At 38.8% G+C, this 18,658-nt stretch carries 14 protein-coding genes; 13 read left to right on the forward strand and 1 reads right to left on the reverse strand.

Going from position 1 to position 18,658, the window contains the following annotated elements; all coding sequences use genetic code 11:
- Positions 1–118: 118 nt before the first annotated feature.
- The 13 genes from sigW (at position 119) to BN1002_RS00510 (ending at position 17,351) form a co-directional block, all read left to right on the forward strand.
- Entirely contained in the window at positions 119–682 is a 564-nt protein-coding gene (sigW, locus tag BN1002_RS00445) for an RNA polymerase sigma factor SigW (RefSeq protein ID WP_048823052.1), read from the forward strand.
- A 12-nt stretch (positions 683–694) separates the two neighbouring features.
- Positions 695–1,327, forward strand: a complete 633-nt coding sequence (locus tag BN1002_RS00450) for an anti-sigma factor family protein (protein ID WP_048823053.1) — start codon at positions 695–697, stop codon at positions 1,325–1,327.
- 245 nt (positions 1,328–1,572) lie between these two features.
- Entirely contained in the window at positions 1,573–2,400 is an 828-nt protein-coding gene (cdaA, locus tag BN1002_RS00455) for a diadenylate cyclase CdaA (RefSeq protein ID WP_048823056.1), read from the forward strand.
- Complete coding sequence (locus tag BN1002_RS00460) at positions 2,393–3,637, forward strand: CdaR family protein (RefSeq protein ID WP_048823058.1); 1,245 nt, start codon at positions 2,393–2,395, stop codon at positions 3,635–3,637. Before cdaA ends, BN1002_RS00460 begins: the two co-directional genes overlap by 8 nt.
- A gap of 39 nt (positions 3,638–3,676) precedes the next feature.
- Positions 3,677–5,026: a phosphoglucosamine mutase gene (gene glmM, locus BN1002_RS00465; RefSeq protein ID WP_048823060.1), complete on the forward strand. Its 1,350-nt coding sequence runs from the start codon at positions 3,677–3,679 to the stop codon at positions 5,024–5,026.
- A gap of 509 nt (positions 5,027–5,535) precedes the next feature.
- Positions 5,536–7,338: a glutamine--fructose-6-phosphate transaminase (isomerizing) gene (gene glmS / locus BN1002_RS00470; protein WP_048823061.1), complete on the forward strand. Its 1,803-nt coding sequence runs from the start codon at positions 5,536–5,538 to the stop codon at positions 7,336–7,338.
- Positions 7,339–7,468: 130 nt separating this feature from the next.
- On the forward strand, positions 7,469–7,672 hold the full coding sequence (locus tag BN1002_RS00475; RefSeq protein WP_048823062.1) for a helix-turn-helix domain-containing protein: 204 nt from the start codon (positions 7,469–7,471) through the stop codon (positions 7,670–7,672).
- Positions 7,673–9,189: 1,517 nt separating this feature from the next.
- Positions 9,190–9,453, forward strand: a complete 264-nt coding sequence (locus tag BN1002_RS00480; protein WP_048823063.1) for a hypothetical protein — start codon at positions 9,190–9,192, stop codon at positions 9,451–9,453.
- Positions 9,454–10,301: 848 nt separating this feature from the next.
- The gene (locus BN1002_RS00485) at positions 10,302–11,078 is read left to right on the forward strand and encodes a group II intron maturase-specific domain-containing protein (RefSeq protein WP_331386403.1); all 777 of its coding nucleotides are present in this window, start codon (positions 10,302–10,304) and stop codon (positions 11,076–11,078) included.
- A 900-nt stretch (positions 11,079–11,978) separates the two neighbouring features.
- Positions 11,979–14,501: a sensor histidine kinase gene (locus BN1002_RS00495; protein ID WP_048823066.1), complete on the forward strand. Its 2,523-nt coding sequence runs from the start codon at positions 11,979–11,981 to the stop codon at positions 14,499–14,501.
- Positions 14,498–15,115 carry a hypothetical protein gene (locus tag BN1002_RS00500; RefSeq protein WP_048823067.1) on the forward strand — a complete coding sequence of 206 codons (618 nt, stop codon included), beginning with the start codon at positions 14,498–14,500 and terminating at the stop codon, positions 15,113–15,115. The genes BN1002_RS00495 and BN1002_RS00500 overlap by 4 nt, the downstream gene beginning before the upstream one ends.
- On the forward strand, positions 15,112–15,723 hold the full coding sequence (locus BN1002_RS00505; protein ID WP_048823068.1) for an HNH endonuclease: 612 nt from the start codon (positions 15,112–15,114) through the stop codon (positions 15,721–15,723). Before BN1002_RS00500 ends, BN1002_RS00505 begins: the two co-directional genes overlap by 4 nt.
- Positions 15,723–17,351 (forward strand): Eco57I restriction-modification methylase domain-containing protein, encoded by a 1,629-nt coding sequence (locus BN1002_RS00510; protein WP_048823069.1) that lies wholly within the window; start codon positions 15,723–15,725, stop codon positions 17,349–17,351. The genes BN1002_RS00505 and BN1002_RS00510 overlap by 1 nt, the downstream gene beginning before the upstream one ends.
- On the opposite strand, the gene BN1002_RS00515 is transcribed toward BN1002_RS00510, so the two are convergent.
- Positions 17,326–17,517, reverse strand: a complete 192-nt coding sequence (locus BN1002_RS00515; RefSeq protein ID WP_048823071.1) for a hypothetical protein — start codon at positions 17,515–17,517, stop codon at positions 17,326–17,328. The two genes, BN1002_RS00510 and BN1002_RS00515, sit on opposite strands and share 26 nt — an antisense overlap.
- Between the last annotated feature and the right edge of the window lie 1,141 nt (positions 17,518–18,658).

The following is an 18,658-nucleotide window of genomic DNA, read 5'->3' on the forward strand; positions in this document are numbered from 1 at the left end:
CCAAACCTATCGCTGACAGATATGGTAAGATTTTATTAAAATTGTTTTATCCAAAATGAAACTTTTTTGCAAGCGGTTCGTACTATACATAGCCGCAATTAGAGGCGGAGGTAAAAAATTGGATGCACTTGTTAAAAAAAGAATAAAACAAATTAAAAAAGGCGACCAGGATGCGTTTGCTGAAATTGTGGAATTGTATAAGGATAAATTGTTTCAGCTTGGCTACCGCATGTTGGGAAACAGGCACGAAGCGGAGGATATCGCCCAGGAAGCATTTATCCGCGCTTATGTAAATATTCACAATTTTAATCAAGAATATAAATTCTCGACTTGGCTTTATCGGATTGCGACCAATCTTTGCATTGACAGAATCCGAAAGAAAAAGCCGGATTATTATCTTGATGCCGAAGTGGCAGGGACAGAGGGATTGACCCTTTATTCCCGAATCTCTTCAGATACACCCCTTCCTGAAAAGGAAGTGGAAATGATGGAGCTGCACGAAACCATTCAGGAAGAAATTTTGAAACTGCCCGAAAAATACAGGTCTGTGATCGTATTAAAATATATTGAGGAGTTATCCTTGAATGAAATAAGCGAAATACTCGATTTGCCGCTGGGGACGGTAAAAACGAGGATCCATAGAGGGCGGGAAGCATTAAGAAAGCAATTAAGACATGTATAAGAGGTGAACAATGTGAACTGTCCCGAAGAAATTATCGTCTATATGCATGAATATTTTGATGATGATTTAGAACCCGAGAATGAACGGGTGCTAAGGGAGCATCTGGGCAAATGTAAAGACTGCCAGGCTCTCTTTCAGGAGATGAATAAAACAGTTGCGCTGATTCAAAGTACTGCCAATGTCCATGCGCCAGAGAACTTTACTGCATCAGTCCTGGCAAAGCTTCCTAAAGAAAAGAAAAAGATCAGCTTCCAGCGTTGGATGAAACGGCATCCAATGGTCACCGCCGCTGCTGTCTTCATCGTTCTGATGACCGGAAGCCTGTTTACCGCCTGGGATAGCGACCGGGATTTTTCAACAACAAATGCCGACCAGGTCGTCATTGATCATGAGACCGTCATAGTTCCGGCTGGAAAAGTTGTCAAAGGCGATTTAGTGGTCAAAAACGGCGACATTAAAATTGAAGGCGAAGTTCAGGGAAATGTTACCGTCATAAACGGCGAGCAGTATCTTGCGTCAGCGGGGCATGTAACCGGAAAAATTGAAAAGGTAGACAAAGCGTTCGACTGGATCTGGTACCAGATTAAAAAAACCGCATTAGATTTGTTTAGCTTGGACGGCGAAAAGGGAACAGATGAAAAATAGCCACCGCTATCTGGAGGCTATTTTTCATTTTTCTGCACTTTTTGGGAACCCTCCGGTTTTGCAGCGCCAGTGATTCGTCCGGAATCATTTTATGATATAATATAAAAGTTACATAACCATACGGAAACCCCATTAAATAGCAGGGGGTTACGTATACTATTACGCAAGCAGGCATAGAAAGATTGCCTTGAAAAATATAGTCAGCCTGTCAGGGCCTCTTTAAATAAATGACCGGAGGAAAGCCAATGCCTTTTGGAGACTTCAACATTTTCCGTTATTTGGCGAGCATTGTGGATATCGCCATTATCTGGTATGTCGTATATAAACTCATCATGCTCATAAAGGGAACAAAGGCAGTCCAGCTCTTAAAAGGGATTTTCGTCATTCTGCTGGTTAAGCTCTTTAGTGATTTCCTAGGATTGAGAACATTAAGCTGGATTGTGGACAACATTATTACCTGGGGTTTTCTGGCGATAATCATCATCTTCCAGCCGGAACTTAGGCGGGCGCTCGAGCAGCTTGGCCGTGGACGCTTTTTCTCCAGAACAGGCGGGCAGGAAGAGGAAGAACTCGAAAAGACCGCAAATGCGATTATCAAGGCTACAGACTATATGGCCAAACGGAGAATTGGCGCCCTTATATCGATGGAACGGGAAACAGGAATGTCGGACTATATTGAAACCGGGATCCGGGTGGATGGCAAAATATCATCTGAATTGCTGATCAATATTTTTATTCCAAATACCCCACTGCATGATGGGGCGGTTATTTTGCAAAAAAATAATGTGGCCGCTGCGGCCTGCTACCTGCCTTTGTCAGAAAGCCCGTTCATTTCAAAAGAGCTCGGGACGCGGCACCGGGCCGCACTGGGTATCAGTGAGGTCACCGATAGTATCACGATTATTGTATCAGAGGAAACCGGGGGCATCTCACTCACGAAAAACGGGGAACTGTACCGTGACTTAAGCAGAGATACTTTCAAGGAAATGATCACCACTGAAATAGTAGGGAAGGAAAAAGAGAAAGCTTCCTCTTCAAACCTTTGGAATTGGAGGATGAAGAAAAATGGATAAAATGCTTGATAACAGCTGGTTTGTAAAAGTTGTCGCCCTGCTACTCGCATTCCTGCTCTATTCATCCGTCCCTACGCCAGATTCAGACGGGAACAAGCTGAATGAAAAATATGTACCTGGCGATGAAACGACAGAAACGATAAAAGACGTTCCGGTCAGTGCCTATTATGATACGAAAAACTTGATTGTCACCGGCTTACCGGAGACGGTTGATTTGACTGTGGCGGGTCCAAAGAGCCATGTGCAAAATGCAAAAACACTGAAGAACTTTGAAGTGTATGTGGATTTGACCGGTGCTGAAATTGGTACGAAAACAGTCAAACTGAAGGTAAGGGATCTGTCGGACAAGCTGCAGGCTTCCATTTCTCCTTCGTCTGTCACGATTTCCATTCAGGAAAGGATTACGAGGGAATTCAGTGTCGAGGCTGAGTATAATACTTCCCTGGTCAAGGACGGCTTTGGCGCTTCGCCTCCAAAGGTCAGTCCGGATAAAGTGAAAATCACCGGAGCAAGAGATATCATTGACAGTATTACTTATGTCAAAGCTACTGTAGATATTAAAGAGCCATTGGTGGAAACAACAACGAGAAACGCGAAGATCAAGGTTTTCGACAGGGAACTGAACAAGCTTGATGTCATTGTGGAACCAGATAGTGTCGAGGTCACCATTCCGGTTAGAAGTATGACAAAACAAGTCCCAATTCAACTGATTCAAAAAGGCGCCCTGCCGGATGGACTTGCACTTGAATCGATCAATGCTGATGCAAAACAGGCAGTCATCACCGCTGACGAGGATGTGCTGGCTTCTGTGAAATCTGTAAGGGCGGAAGTTGATTTGAGTAAAATAAAGGAAAGCGGTACTGTATCTGTGCCAGTCATCATTCCTGACGGGGTCATCTCGGTTTCCCCTGAATTGGTTAAGGTGACGGTCAAGGTACGGACTAAAGAGGAAGAAAAGAATATTTCCTCTATCCCGGTCAACATTAGAGGACTTTCACCCGATCAAAGGGCGGAATTTACAGACCCAGCCGCAGGCAATACAAGCCTTCTTGTCTATGGATCATCTGATAAGATTAATTCGCTTGGCCCAGGCGACTTCAGGCTCTTTGTAGAATTGTCGGGATTGAACGAAGGAGAGCATGATGTTGACATTCAGGTAGAGGGGCCTAAAGATGTTTCCTGGAGAATGGCCAAGTCAACAGCGACGATAAAAATTACAAACAATACGGATGCTTAATATTTTGGATTTGGATTGATCAGGAGGAGCGATTGTATAATGGGAAAATATTTTGGTACTGACGGAGTACGCGGAGTCGCGAATAGTGAACTTACACCGGAACTTGCATTTAAACTTGGGAGATTCGGAGGATTTGTCCTTACAAAAGATAAAGAAAGGCCGAAGGTAATTATTGGCCGCGATACACGGATTTCTGGCCATATGCTTGAGGGAGCCCTAGTGGCTGGCTTGCTTTCCATCGGAGCTGAAGTCATGAGGCTCGGCGTTATTTCCACACCAGGGGTTGCCTATTTGACGAAAGCGCTTGGCGCGCAGGCAGGGGTCATGATTTCCGCCTCGCACAATCCGGTGGAAGACAACGGGATCAAATTTTTTGGTCCGGATGGGTTCAAGCTTTCTGATGAACAGGAAAATGAAATTGAACAGCTGATGGACCTTCCGGAAGATAAGTTGCCACGCCCAGTGGGTGAAGCACTCGGACTTGTGAATGACTATTTTGAAGGCGGGCAAAAGTACCTTCAATACTTGAAGCAAACGGTTGATGAAGATTTCTCGGGCATCCATGTAGCTCTTGACTGCGCGCATGGTGCTACTTCCTCACTGGCAACCCATCTGTTCGCAGACCTGGATGCCGACTTGTCGACAATGGGAGCTTCGCCAAATGGGTTGAATATTAACGCGGGAGTCGGCTCTACACACCCTGAAGCACTGGCCGCTTTCCTTAAAGAAAAAGGCGCGGATATCGGCCTTGCATTTGACGGTGACGGCGACAGGCTGATTGCGATTGATGAAACAGGCGCTGTCGTGGATGGCGACCAGATCATGTATATTTGCGGAAAATACCTGAATGAGCAGAACAGGCTGAAGCAATCCACCGTTGTATCAACAGTCATGAGCAACATCGGATTCTATAAAGGCCTGGAGCGGAACGGGATCCAAAGTGTACAGACTGCTGTTGGCGACCGTTATGTGGTCGAAGAAATGAAGAAGAACGGCTACAATCTTGGCGGCGAGCAATCCGGCCATATTATCTTCCTGGATTACAATACAACTGGCGATGGCTTACTTACTGGCCTACAGCTTGTCAATATTATGAAGGCGACAAAAAAGCCGCTTTCCGAGCTGGCGAATGAAATTCAGAAATTCCCGCAGCTGCTCGTCAATATCCGTGTGACTGATAAATACCATGTGACGGATAATGAAAAGGTAATGGCGGTTATTGAGCAGGTTGAAGCGGAAATGGCTGGCGATGGACGGATCCTCGTTCGTCCGTCTGGTACTGAGCCTCTTGTTCGTGTCATGGCAGAAGCTCCAACGGAAGAACTGTGCCGCGATTATGTACATCGGATTGCCGAAGTCGTTGAAGCGGAAATGGGATTGAAGGAATAGGCAGCAGCCTTATGATATGCATAAGGGAACGATTCCGTTCTCTTATGCATATTTTATTAGAAGCGGATTCCGTTTTTCGGCGGGTTGTTTTGGGTAAAGTCAGGAGGAACTTTACACCTTGACGGATTTCTATTTCTCCTGTAACATGAATTTTGCTTGTTTGCCAATTTGGTATTTTTCCAAATTAATTCCAAATTCATTCAAAGATAGAAAGGTGGACAGAGGTTCACACCAATTTTAAAGCGCCAGAACTAACCCGGACGGAGATAAGGTTAGTTGACGAGGTGGAGGTTTATCGAATGTTTCGGCGGATGCCTCCCGGCCGCAAGTGCACGGCCGTTTTCCTGCTCCTTAAATCATTGAGGCGACTCAATGGACAAAGGGAAGCAGGCTGCACAGGAAAAGGATGTTTTGCAAAGGCATCCCAATCATTGAATAGATTACGGAGATAAGGGGGCAGGCATTGCCCTCGGCACTGTCTTGCCCTCTTAGTAACAGGAGGAAAGAATATGTGTGGAATCGTTGGATATATAGGAAATCAGGATTCGAAGGAAATTTTGCTAAAAGGCCTGGAAAAGCTTGAATATCGCGGCTATGATTCAGCCGGGATTGCTGTAATGAACGGAGAAGGCATCCGGGTATTCAGGGAGAAAGGCCGGATTGCCGACCTAAGGGGAATTGTCGACCTTGGCATTGAAGCGAATGCAGGGATCGGGCACACCCGCTGGGCAACCCATGGAGCGCCAAGTACCCGTAACGCACATCCTCATCAAAGCGGCAGCGGCCGGTACACGCTCGTCCATAACGGAGTCATTGAAAACTACTCCGAGCTGGAACGCGAATACCTGCGAGATGTTGAGCTAAAAAGTGATACCGATACAGAAGTCATCGTCCAGATGATTGATCTTTTTGCAAAAGAAGGCTTGAGCACGCTGGAAGCCTTCCGCAAGACACTTACCATGCTCAAAGGTTCGTACGCGCTTGCCCTGCTTGATGAACATGATAAAGAGACCATTTATGTGGCCAAAAATAAAAGCCCGCTGCTCGTCGGACTTGGCGATACATTCAATGTTGTCGCAAGTGATGCGATGGCGATGTTGCAGGTAACAGACCAGTTTGTCGAGCTGATGGACAAGGAAATCGTCCTCGTGAAAAAGGATGAAGCCATCATCCAGAACCTCGATGGAGAAACCATCAGCCGCGCGCCATACAAGGCTGAACTCGATGCAAGTGATATCGAAAAGGGAACTTACCCTCACTATATGCTGAAGGAAATTGACGAGCAGCCGCTTGTCATGAGGAAAATCATCCAGAAGTATCAAGATGGAAACGGCCAATTGTCAATCGAACGGGAAATTGTCGAAGCAATCAATGATGCTGACAGGATTTATATCATCGCGGCGGGCACATCTTACCATGCAGGACTTGTCGGGAAACAGCTGATTGAAACCATGGCAAAAATTCCGGTGGAAGTTCATATTTCGAGTGAATTTGGCTACAATATGCCGCTTCTATCCGAAAAGCCATTGTTTGTGTTTATTTCTCAAAGCGGCGAGACAGCCGATAGCCGGGCCGTCCTTGTCCAGGTAAAAGAAATGGGCCACCGCGCGCTGACGATTACAAACGTGCCTGGCTCGACCCTTTCCCGTGAAGCGAATTTCACCCTGCTGCTTCATGCAGGCCCTGAAATCGCGGTTGCCTCGACAAAAGCCTATACCGCTCAGCTTGCCGTCCTGGCAATTGTCGCGGAAGTAGCAGCGAAGAGCCGCGGCTTTGAAATCGGTTTTGACCTTGTCCAGGAACTCGGGATTGTCGCCAATGCGATGGAAGTGCTTTGCGATTCGAAGGAAATCATCGAGCTGATTGCCCGTGAGTTCCTATCTGTTACAAGAAATGCCTTCTTTATCGGCAGGGCCGTAGATTTCTATGTTGGCCTGGAAGGCGCCCTGAAACTGAAAGAGATTTCCTACATTCAGGCGGAGGGTTTTGCCGGCGGCGAATTGAAGCACGGCACAATCGCTCTGATTGAGGAAGGAACGCCGGTCATCGCATTGGCCACCCAGGAAAAAGTTAACCTGAGCATCCGCGGCAACGTAAAAGAAGTGGCAGCCCGCGGAGCCAACCCTTGCATTATTTCCATGAAGGGACTGGAGCATGACGAAGACAGCTTCGTACTACCAGCCGTCCATGAACAATTAACACCGCTTATCTCTGTCATACCTTTGCAGCTCTTAGCCTATTACGCAGCCCTTCACCGCGACTGTGACGTCGACAAGCCAAGAAATTTGGCAAAATCCGTGACAGTTGAGTAGGGTTATAGAATAGGATATTCTTAGTGTTTGTAAAAAATAAAGTTGGTAATCGAAAAATAGAGTCGGTTATTAGTAATAAAGTCGGTAATTTTCTATACGCTTAAAAGGTCTCTGATAAGGAGTTTAAATTATGATATCAATTGGTGAGCGTATAAAAACCATTCGAATAGAAAATTTTTATACACAAGCTGAGTTTGCAAAATTATTAGGAATTTCTCAAGGGACCCTAAGTGATATAGAAAAAGGTAAATGTTATCCCTCTTTTCACACTTTAAAATCGCTAAGAAGTGCTGTTAATGCTGATATAAATAAATTGCTCGACGATCAGAGCTAGTATTGTATAAGTAAAAAAAGTTAGTAGGATCATATCGCCATCCAAAAACTCAAGAGGAACAGACCAATAACCCTTACCGACATTGAGGTTTTCGAGATATGCTTTAAAAGGAGCAGGTTGTCAGAGAGGATCAATTCGATAAGGAATTTTCTACATTGGGACGAATACTCCTTTGGATTATTTGTACCTGGGTTAGTTAGCTTGAAAGAAGTGAAACGCAAGATGGGTTTGCCGAGCTGTTGCAAAGGACCAATTTGAACTCGAATCAAATCAATTTTATCAATATGAAAATTGATTATCTAAGTGTGAATCTAGAGCCAGGAAAACTCTTGGATCAACCATTTGTTGCACTTCATCATGAAGGGGTATATGTGTTGTTTGATGATAACATTGTTAATGATATTGTAAGTGTGGTCCATTCTTTGAAGAAAACTGCAACAGTAATTTTCGTCAAAAAGAGCCTTATTCCAAAATACTAAAATGGAATAAGGCTTTTTTAAATAATTCTTTATGCTGCATAGGAAGCCTGCTGAAAATCAAAGACCTCATTTCGACCAATTAACGTAAACTCACTTTCGGTCCACAAATGGAGTCTCTTTAATTGTTCAGCTGTGAGGTTTTTAACCTCAAAGCAAATTAAAAATATTTTTTGATTGATATTATCAGCTTCCAGACATTGAGCAAGAGTTCTTAAGTATTGGATATCATTTGTGTGAAAGGCTTCTGGCCGGAATATTATTTCAGCAAATTCACCTATATTTGATTACGGCCACCTAAATGTACCACTAATGACATAGTTTGTACCAATGAATGACAAGAAGTATACCATCGAATGACAAGTAACTTACCAGTACCCCTAGAAAAGTGATTATTGCTGATGAAATGAGCCACTTAAGCGGATTTTTAGGCCATCGATTGCAGGAAAATAGAGCCACCATTTGCCGAGCTGAGAGCCACTTATGAAACAGCCGCCAATTAACAGAGCCACAGCGTAGCTGCTTGCCATTGACTGTAACGCCCGATTCTTTGCGTTTGGTGGAAGGGGTCGGGGCCCCGCCAGCGAATGCTTAGAATCGATTTGTCCGTGTTATCCTGTTTGAGCAGGTGTGCCTTTTAGGCATTATTTTTGCCACACCTGCTATAGTCCCACAACACGGACAAAAGTTAAGTCAATGGTGGCGGATATACGAATTAACTCTGTTTCTGTTTGAAATTGAAGCCTTTTGGTAAAGCGTTGGCAGAGGCTGGTAAACTCTTTGTCAAAGGGTGGTAAAAAAGATGGCAGAGGTGGTAAAAACCTGTGGCCGTTATCACCCTATATTACCATCCCAAGCTCTCGCATCTGGTGTCAACTTATAGTTGAATACATAAAACGTACAAAATTTCGACCTCTGCAACCCAGCTTTTTCCGTTATGATGGGAGTATTGGGGGATGAAATATACAGCTGCAATTTATTAACACCTGCATCCAAGACATACACAATAAAGAATATGTTTATGCAAAGGAGAGGGTATTTTTGGTTAATGAAAAAGTGCAGCCTCATTGTATGGTTTGTACCAAGCCTTTCAAAAGAGATGATTTAGTATACACCGACACTATGTTTATGCAAATTCAACATGCTAAATGCTTTAATTACAAACCCGAACTGATTAAAGACAGAGGCACATATGAAGAAATTGTTGGGAAATATCCTCAATATCAAGAAATCTTTATTGTGTCAGATAATCCGGTTGCGAATTTATTAGTTGTAAAGTCACTTAAATCCAGATTTAACGTATAGGAGACAAAACGCCTCGTACAATAAATTACTGAGGTGAGCAGAATCGGAAAAAGGATTGAATTCATCTATCACCCACATACTGATGAAATCGATGAGGAGAAGGTTAGAAAGGCACAAAAAAGAATCATTGAATTCCTTGTTGACATACAGAAAAAGAATTTGAGGATTTATTTAAGAGCCTAACTGTTAATAAGCTGCTTCCTTAGCTTCAAGTATTTCGGCTATGATTGCGCGAAATGAAGCGGATACTCAACAACCAGCAATACAACAAAGCTGTATTCCTTTTTTTAAGGGATACAGTTTTTTATTATTCTTAACTGTATTAATTATTTTTTCATACTCTTAAACTCTAGTTCTTGTAATAAAATGTCACATTTTATTTATTATAAGCACACCAAAACAATATTATTGCACTCTTATTTATTTAAAAGCAAACATTTTTAAGTTCGTGTTTTACTATTTTCCCAACTATAAATTAACGCCAAAGGAGTTAAAATAGGTACTTTGTCTTTAAAATGTACTAGGAATTTTGACAATTTTACAGAATTTTGCTCCAATTTAATTCAGATGGGTCAAAGCGGAAATTAGGCATTCCATGTGTCCGCGACCGTATGGTCCAACAAGCCATATTTCAAGTGATTGGAAAACTCATTGACCCGTACTTTTCGGAATTGAGCTTCGGATTTCGTCCACAGAGAAACCAGCACCAGGCAATCAAGAAATCTATCGAGTACTAGAAACAAGGTTACAAGGTAGTCTTGGATTGTGACCTAAAAAGTTACTTCGACACCATCCACCACCAGAAATTAATGGAGTAAGTCAAGGAGTTCATCAGTGACCCTATAGTCCTGAAACTGATATGGAAATTCCTTAAGAGCGGCATCATGAAAGGCGGACTTATCAGTCCGACAGAAAAGGGTGCTCTGCAAGAAGGCGTATTGTCACCCCTTCTCAGCAATGTCTACCTGAATCAATTGGACAGGGAACTGGAGAGACGGCGACATAAGTTTGTCCGGTTTGCGGATGACTTCTGTATCTATGCCAAAAGCCGAAGAGCTGGAGAGCAGGTACTGGAAAGTATCTCTAGATTCCTTGAGGATGACCTGAAGCTGACAGTGAACCAAGAGATAAGCCAAGTCGGTTCTCCGACCAAGCTGAAGTTTCTTGGCTTCTGTCTACATCCTACCACTAAAGGTATCGGATGTAGCCCCCATCATTCGGCCAAGAAACGGTTCAAAGCCAAGTTAAGGAGCATTACAAAAGGGAACCGTCCGGGCCGTTTTGATGAGATTGCCAAAGAGGTTAACCAAGTGACGGTAGGCTGGATCAATTATTACGGTATCGGATTAATGAAAATGTATATCCGATCGCTGGCCAAATGGCTCAACCATCGGTTGGGCCAGCTGATCTGGAAACGATGGAAGAAGATTGGGACGAAGTATCGCCAGCTTCGCAGACTTGGCATCTGGCATGTAGAAGCCTGGACAGTAGCAAATTCCCGGAAGGGATATTGGCGTGTATCCAAAAGCGAAACACTCCACAAAGCAATCAAATCAGAAACGCTCATAAAGTGGGGTCTGAAAGACCTGAACCATCTTTATGAGCGCCGATACTTAAGTTATTGAACCGAACCGTACGTACGTGGTGTGAGTGGACGGGAGTTCCTTTTTAAAGCCAACAGGCCAGGGATGAAACTATCATGGGATAATCGTAATGAAATAGGGTGTGCTTTTTACACGAAATCAAGTAGCTAAGGAAGATTCTTTAGTAATTTTCTATCTATTCTTTGTTGAAGCTGTTATCACTGATTGTACTCTAATTAGCTCCTAAATCTCGATTTAAATAAAATACAAAGCGAAGTAAATTTAATGATATTACAAATGAAGAGAAATGGAGAGATTAAATTTATGATTAATCAGTTCAAAAGAGTATGAATCAATGAAGAAAAGCTTATATCCATGGGGGTTAGAAAATGGTAAGGACCATTTGTTATCCGAGTGGGATTACTAAAAGATTGAAGACTTGAAGGTTAAAGAGATTGGATAAGGTAGTCAAAAAAAATATGGTTGATTGGCAAGTGTAATCGTCAATGGATGATTACTATTAAGAATAGAACAAGTGAAACTGGTTTCCCTATTTGTTTTGAAGAAAAAACCGGTAGGAAATTTGGGAAAAGGAGAAGTTTAAGGGACAGTCTTTTTGTGCAATTGCATCCATTGTAATTTGTTTTCTGATATTGGAAGGAAAGGCTACTTTGGCAAAAAGAAAAAGAAAAAGAAAAAATTCTTTCCAAGCAAAAATTCAATAATTAATCCAGGAAGGAGAGGGAAGGGAGAGATAGATTGGCTAACCAAACAAATTTTCATTCTCTATGAGGAACAAATTTTTGCACTCAATAAATTCAATATGTATTGGAATTTATCATGTTTTTAAACATTTTACTCCACTTGAGTAAAAATATAGTAGAATTATGTATATGGAAATAAATTACCGTCAATCGTCTTCATCATTAGGGGGAGATAAAAATGAGGGCTTTACCATTCAAGGTATCAGCACGCACGGCCAGGCTTATTGGTAGAGAGAATGTTACGAATGCGGATGGTGCCATAATTGAACTCGTAAAAAATTGTTACGATGCCGATAGCACTATCTGCATAATTCTATTTGACATAAAATATACAACTGTACCAGAAGAATTTAGCTGGGTAGATGTAAAAAAATTTAGTGCAAATATTTCTATCTCAAAATTAATTTCTACTTTATATAATAGAAAAGGAGCAAAATATGTCCTTAAGGAGGCATATGATCAGAATGATTTTAATGCTCTAGAACAACTCCTACAAGGCTTAAATAACATTTTTATAATTGACAACGGAGTTGGAATGACGGATAAAATTATCGAAGATTATTGGATGACTATTGGTACTAATCATAAAGAGAAAAATGTTTATAGTGATCAAGGGAGAATTAGGACTGGTGCTAAAGGTATAGGCAGGTTTGCCCTTGACCGATTGGGGAACAACTGTGAAATGATAACAGTTCCTAAAGGTAAAAATAAAGGATATAAGTGGAATGTTTGTTGGGGAGATTTTGAAGAGAAAGAGACCATAAATGAGGTAAAAGCACAATTAGAAGATATTAATAATCCTTATTTTTATGATGAAGTTGTCGAAGTTCTTAAAGACTGGGATGAATCGGCGATAGAAAATTTTACAAAACATGAATTTACTAAAGGAACTATAATTAAGATAAGCAATTTAAGAGATGATTGGAAAAATCAAATGATCGAAAAAATTTATGCCAATTTAGAAACGCTAATACCACCAAAAGAACAAAAAATATTTGAAATATACTTAATGGATAATAACAATCCCAAAAAGTACAGGCGGATCGAAAACTCAATTTGTGATGATTTTGATTACAAAATATTTGCTGAGTTCACTGAAGAGAGAAAGATTAAAGTTGCTACTTATAGAAGTGAATTTAACACAACTTTGATTGATGAAAATCTTTATTCAATACCGTCTCTTAAATCATTTCCTTATACACGAGAAGTATTCGAAAAGGGTTTTTATGAGAGGGAATATGACATAACAGACCTTGTTCCAGGCTATAAAGGTGATCTAATTTACGATATAGGCGTTTTTGATTTCACACTCTACTTTATGAAAAAAAATTATTCCAGAGTAGATAAAAGTAAGTTTTTTTACAATGATTTTAATCCCAAATTACGTAATGACTGGCTAAATAAATTTGGAGGAATAAAATTATTTAGAGATATGTTTAGAATCCGGCCTTACGGTGAGATAGAAAGTAGCTCATTTGATTGGCTTAATCTGGGTGATAGAGCTGACAAAAGTCCAGCTGCACCAACTCATAAATTAGGTAAATGGAGAGTTAGACCAAACCAATTATCAGGATCTATAAATATATCAAGGTTGACAAATATTAATTTTGAGGATAAATCAAGTCGAGAAGGACTACAGGAAAACGATGTATTTGTTTTATTTAAAAATCTTATAATAAATATTGTACGGCTTTTCGAAACTGATAGACAAACGGTTATGAGAGCCATGGATGATTTATATTCAAAGAATAACGAGAGTGAGAGAAAAAGAAGAGAAGCTAAGCAAATAGCAAATAAGGTCATTCAAAAAACTCAAGGTACTTTCGATAATATTGATTATGAAAAGGTCAAAAATTCTCTTGATTTTCAAACAAGAGTTCTTGCTGAGCGAGTCTTGGACTTTGAAAAGGAAAAGGAAGAATTAATCTCGGAGATGAAAATGTTGAGGGCTCTCGGGAGTACTGGGTTAGTGATAACTTCATTTGCCCACGAGTTAAAAAATATTAGTGCAAACATTCTTCCTCGGACAGATGAATTAATTGAGATACTTACAGATATAGTTCCAGAAAGTACATTAAAAGGCCTGAATAATGAAGATAATCCATTTACATTAATAAAAGAATTTAGAGAACAAGATTCCAGGCTTAAAAATTGGCTGGATTTTTCACTTGACGCAATAAGAAAAGATAAAAGAACACGCAAAAAATTGGATTTGTATGCTGTTTTTAATGATTTTGAAAAAGTATGGAGACGCTCTCTTTCATATTCAGTCGTTAACTTAAAAGTTCCGAAGACTGAGAAAAAACGATGCTTTATAAGGGTTTTTCCTATTGATATTGATAGTATATTTAATAATTTAATTGCAAATTCAGTAGATGCTTTTCAAAGGGAAGATGCATCCGAAGTTCGAATTATTAATATTGACTTCAAGGTAGAAGAAAATAAATTACACATACTATATGAGGATTCGGGTCCTGGATTATCAAATGATATAAAAAATGAAAATGAGATTTTTGAATCCTTTTATACAACCAAGAGGGATGCTCTAGGTAGAGAAGTAGGAACAGGCTTAGGTATGTGGATTGTAAAATCTACTGTTGAAGAATATAGAGGTACAGTGGAAATTACTAAAAAAAGACCGGGGTTTGGAATCAAAATTACTTTACCATTACGTAAGGATGAAGGGATGGTATATGAATGAGTTTTTATGTAGGTGTAATAGATGATGAGCAACAAAACATCAATAGAATAAAACGGAAAGCCAGACAAGCGAGTTTTAAATTTGTTGAAGTGCCTTTAATTGAGGATATAGAACAAATGGTACAAGAGATTATTGGATTAAAAGTAAGTGCCCTTGTTGTAGATTATAAACTAAGTACAACAAAACCTCATATAAGATACACTGGTGTCGATTTAGTCATGAAACTAGAGGATTATATAGAAAACTATCCATCATTTATACTAACTGCCTTTGGTGACAATGCAGAACAAGATTTAATTGATGTGAATAAGATTTATGACAAATCCGAATACTTTAATGATCCCTCTTTTTTAAATAGAAGAATAAATAGACAAGTCGAAAACTTTAATCAAATGATTAAAAAAGCTGAAGCAGAGTTGCTTGATTTAAAAAGAATTGCTTCTCCTACCTTGAAACAGCAGGAAAGAATGATTGAATTAGATTCCGTTATTGAAAAACATGTAAGTAAGAAAGATGCGTTAGCCTATAGCGTAAAAACCAAATTTTATCAAGACAGGATAGAAAGCCTGCTAGAAAAAACTGAAAAACTATTAGAGGAAGTAGAAAAGTTATGATTATTAAAAATCCAATAAGAGAAAAAAATCCGGTAAGGAATTGTATTAAAACTTATTCTAACTATCGAAGTTATAAAGACAATTTAGCAAAGGATTTCAATAACCGATGCGGTTACTGCGATGCTTTTGATGGGTGGATAGGTGGAATAAAGGTATATCACATCGATCATTTTGCTCCAAAATCAAAATTTCCACATTTGACACATACCTATGAAAACTTAATTTATTCATGTCCATTTTGTAACCTTAATAAAGGCGATGATTGGCCATCAACAGATGAAAATATTAATATTGTAAATAATATAGGATACATCAATCCTCTATTAGAAGAATATGTTACGCATTTTTATCGTGATCCTTATGGCAATATAATTTGTGAGGAGAACAAACAAATAAGCAAGTATATGTATAAAAGACTGAAATTTTACCTTGAGCGTCATAGAGTATTGTGGAATTTAACTAGGTTAGCCCTGGTTAAAAAGAGAGTTAAAGACAAGATGGAGAATTGTAAAGATGATGCTAAATATAAAAGATTACTCAGTTTATATGGAGAATTAAGCTTAGAATTTGATGAGTTTTTATACTATATCGTTGGAGACGTTAGTTGATGAGTGATAAGAAAGAGAATGGAGCATATTACACTCCTGGATATCTTGCGGAATATATAGTAAATGAGATTTTCAGTGAATATAGTTTCTATAAAAATAAGATGAAAATGTTGGAGCCCAGTAGTGGCGATGGTATTTTCATAAAATCATTATTAAAGAGCACCTTAATACCCCAAGATGTAACTCTTCAAATTGATGTTGTGGAGAAAAACAAAGAAGAATTAGAAAAGGTAAAGCTTCACAAACTTACTAGAGATAACAGTGAGTTAAATTACTTTGCCACTGATTTTTTAAACTATAACTCCTCGGGGAATAAATATGATCTCATTATTGGAAATCCACCATATATAAATAAAAAATTGCTATCAGAAGAACAGATAGATAGTAGTATTTCAATTTTTTCTGAACACCAGTTAAACCCTAGAGGGTTTAACAACATTTGGATGAGTTTTATCTTAAAATCTATGTTTATGTTAGAACAAAATGGGACTCTCTGTTTTGTATTACCTTCTGAATTACTTCAGGTTAATTATTCGAGTGAGCTGAGAAGATATCTATTTGACAATTTTAGTGAAATAAAAATTTTCTTATTTAATGAACTAGTATTTGAAAAAATTCAACAAGACGTCATTATTTTCATCGCCTCGAAAAAAGGTGTGTCGAAAAGTGTTAACTATTATGAAATAGATGATTTAAGTGTGATAAGGAATAAAGTGAAATTAATTCCTTATAGTATAGTCGACTATAATAGTCAAAAAAAATGGTCTAACTATTTACTTTCAAGATCTGAATTAAAACTCATCGATACTGTAGCAAATAGTTTTAATAAGGTTAGTGACTATTGTACTGCAACAGCAGGAATAGTCACGGCTGCTAATGATTATTTCATTGTTAACAAGCAGAATCAATTGAAATATAATTTGTCAGATATAAGTTTTCCAATTTTGAAAAAAAGTTCATATCTTGAAAAAGGGATTAATTTAACGGTCGATCATATTACTTCCTTAGAAAAACGAGGGCATCCAATTTATTTGCTTATTTTTAATAAGAAAAATATCCATGATTATCAGGGGCAATTAAGAAAGTATTTGGAAGTGGGCCTTAAGAAAGAAATTCACTTGAGATATAAATCTAAAAATAGATTTCCCTGGTTTAAAGTTCCCTACTTAGAGGCTCCAGAAGGTATTTTTTTTAAACGATCGCATTTATATCCAAAAATTATAGTTAATTCAGCAAACGTATTGACAACAGATAATGGTTACAGAATTACTATGAAGGAGGGATATAGAATACATAGCTTGGTTTTTAGCTTCTATAATTCCTTTACTTTATTAATGAGCGAGTTGGAAGGGCGTTATTATGGAGGAGGAGTTTTAGAGTTAACTCCCAACGAGTTTAAACGTCTCCCCTTACCGTATTGTGAAATTGGAGAAGAAGAATTTACCCATTTAGATAATTTATTTAAAGAAGGTCGATCAATTGAGGAGATATTAGACTATACTGATAATATTATTTTAATGCAACACTATGGCGTGGGAAATGATGAATTAATTTACATACGAAATCTTCGAAATAAATTAATGAGGAGAAGACTAAAAGAAATTAATCATGTTCTTCAGGCCTTATGATTTCTAAAAATTCTATTGCGTTTTTAATTCTTAAATTACACAACCAAAATGCCTTATATAGTTGTTGATATTCAATATCTTTATTCTCATAGTCAATGTTTTGCAATAATTTTTCATTATTAAGGTGAATCCTGTCTAAAAGGTTTTTAGCAATAAGTACGCTCACAAGAAAAACCCTCCCGTCCTGATATTTATTTTGTACGAATTTACTTGGTTTAATACAAATCCTAAACAGTATTATGTATTAAACAGTAGCTAAGAGTATGCCCAATAGCTGTGAGTAGTTTATATGGAGGAGTAAGAAAAAGTGTGATAACAATATAGGGAGATTTTGTATTTAACTTTGATTGTTTATTGTTGCGAATTTCACAGATTGTTTCCAGCGTTAAAGATATTATAAATACTTAATGGCTAGAGAGATGAAAGTTAGAAATTGAGTTTGGTGGATAGGGCAAAATAGCCCTATCCTTTTTGAAAACATATGTTTTTAGGAAACACGATTGAATTTATACTATTCATTAGAGGGCCTTTATATTAACTGGCTTTCTATATTTTAGGCGGCCATTTACATTTAGTTATTTGAGGAGTTTCTTTGCTGATTGGTTGGAAAAAACACAACTAATTAAAAGTTAAACGAGATCGGTTTGAGAGTATAAATACTAAATTAGGAAACTGACAAACAATCCAATTTGCAACTGAATTGGATTGTTTGCATTTATTTTCATTAAAAGGTTTTAAAGAAATGATGGTGAATTGGAACACTATATTGAAGGCACAGAAGTTTATTGTCAACGGCTTATATTAATGATTACAGCCAAAAAAGTGCCGCCTCTGCCAGATTTGAGAGCCACTTCTGCCAGAGATTAAAGTTGTCTTTGCCATCCGGCGGGCAAACAAGTCTATACATTAGGATAGAATACAAAAAAATATAATATAACAAAAGAAAAACAGCCCTCTCCTGGTAGTTAAACTTACAAGGTTTTATTGATTTTGAATAACCTGGTCAGAAACCTCAACCCTAAAGTATATTTACTAGAATTATCTCCGAATAAAATAATGTAGCCCCAAACTATCCATTTAACGGTTCTAAATAAAAGATTAGTACCATGATAGTCCCTACTGGACATTGAATCATCAATGGCGGTAGTTGAATTTTGGTAAGTTAAAGAAGAAAGATGGCCTTTCCTCAATTTTTTTCCTGGGTACTAATTTGAGAAAACGTTCACTTTTACGTAAAAGCAAACATGTTAGCATTGTAGCCCTTTCATTCCCATCATTTGGCTAGTATTTATACTAAAGAACCATGG

Source organism: Bacillus sp. B-jedd, assembly GCF_000821085.1.
In the GTDB taxonomy this organism is placed as follows: Bacteria; Bacillota; Bacilli; order Bacillales; family Cytobacillaceae; genus Bacillus_D.

What these genes read in the sequence shown, in the direction of transcription:
- cdaA (WP_048823056.1), top strand. Translation starts at nt 1,573, where the DNA reads ATGCCTTTTGGAGACTTCAACATTTTCCGTTATTTGGCGAGCATTGTG.
- BN1002_RS00460 (WP_048823058.1), top strand. Translation starts at nt 2,393, where the DNA reads ATGGATAAAATGCTTGATAACAGCTGGTTTGTAAAAGTTGTCGCCCTG.
- glmM (WP_048823060.1), top strand. Translation starts at nt 3,677, where the DNA reads ATGGGAAAATATTTTGGTACTGACGGAGTACGCGGAGTCGCGAATAGT.
- glmS (WP_048823061.1), top strand. Translation starts at nt 5,536, where the DNA reads ATGTGTGGAATCGTTGGATATATAGGAAATCAGGATTCGAAGGAAATT.
- BN1002_RS00475 (WP_048823062.1), top strand. Translation starts at nt 7,469, where the DNA reads ATGATATCAATTGGTGAGCGTATAAAAACCATTCGAATAGAAAATTTT.
- BN1002_RS00495 (WP_048823066.1), top strand. Translation starts at nt 11,979, where the DNA reads ATGAGGGCTTTACCATTCAAGGTATCAGCACGCACGGCCAGGCTTATT.
- BN1002_RS00500 (WP_048823067.1), top strand. Translation starts at nt 14,498, where the DNA reads ATGAGTTTTTATGTAGGTGTAATAGATGATGAGCAACAAAACATCAAT.
- BN1002_RS00505 (WP_048823068.1), top strand. Translation starts at nt 15,112, where the DNA reads ATGATTATTAAAAATCCAATAAGAGAAAAAAATCCGGTAAGGAATTGT.
- BN1002_RS00510 (WP_048823069.1), top strand. Translation starts at nt 15,723, where the DNA reads ATGAGTGATAAGAAAGAGAATGGAGCATATTACACTCCTGGATATCTT.